This window comes from Arhodomonas sp. KWT (assembly GCF_010993615.1).
The window spans coordinates 1-703 of the sequence record NZ_WNXE01000877.1; the positions used below are offsets into that span (position 1 = coordinate 1).

At 71.7% G+C, this 703-nt stretch carries 1 protein-coding gene and 1 pseudogene; both read left to right on the forward strand.

The genetic code is table 11. From position 1 onward, the window contains the following. Positions 1 to 188: pseudogene (locus G7A99_RS23005) on the forward strand (tetrathionate reductase subunit B); the annotation flags it as partial. Continuing rightward, the coding region (nrfD, locus tag G7A99_RS23010) for an NrfD/PsrC family molybdoenzyme membrane anchor subunit (protein WP_163144361.1) at positions 185 to 703 on the forward strand (519 nt) is incomplete at its 3' end. The pseudogene G7A99_RS23005 and the gene nrfD, both read left to right, overlap by 4 nt.

Consider the following 703-nt stretch of genomic DNA (forward strand, 5'->3'; position numbering starts at 1 on the left):
ACCCGGACAGCACCATCAGCCGGATGCTGCGCGAGCACGAGGACGACATCCGCGTGCTCAAGCCGGAGATGGGGACCGGGCCGCACGTATTCTATCTCGGCATGAACGAGGCCTTCGTCGAACGCGTGGACGGCCAGCCCGGGCTGTGGTTCCAGCCAGAGCACCCCGCAGAGGAGGCCACGGCATGACGATCACGGAGATCATCGTCCCCGCCCAGGACGTGGCCTGGCTGCCCTGGGCGGTGCAGTACTTCTTCTTCATCGGGCTGAGCACCGCCGCGGCACTGCTGGCGTCGGCGGGCGAGGCGGGCGGCCCGCTGCGGCGGCTGCAGCCGGCGGCGGTGCTGGTCGCCGTCTCCGCCGGGGTGGTGGCGCCGGTGGCGCTGCTCGCCGACCTTCATCAGCCGGGGCGGTTCTGGCACTTCTACGCGCACTTCACGCCATGGTCGTGGATGTCCATCGGCTCGCTGCTGCTGCCGGCCTACGTGGCGGTACTGCTGGCCTACGCGGCGGCCTGGCAGCACTGGCACGGCGGGGCGGGGCGCCGGCGTGCCGTCCTCGCCCTGGCGGTGGCGCTCGTGGTGCTGGCGCTCGCGGTGCTCGTCTACACCGGTGCCGAGGTCATGGTCGTGCGTGCCCGCCTGCTCTGGCATACCTACTGGCTGCCGCTCAACTTCGCGCTCACCGCCCTGGTGGGCGCCGTC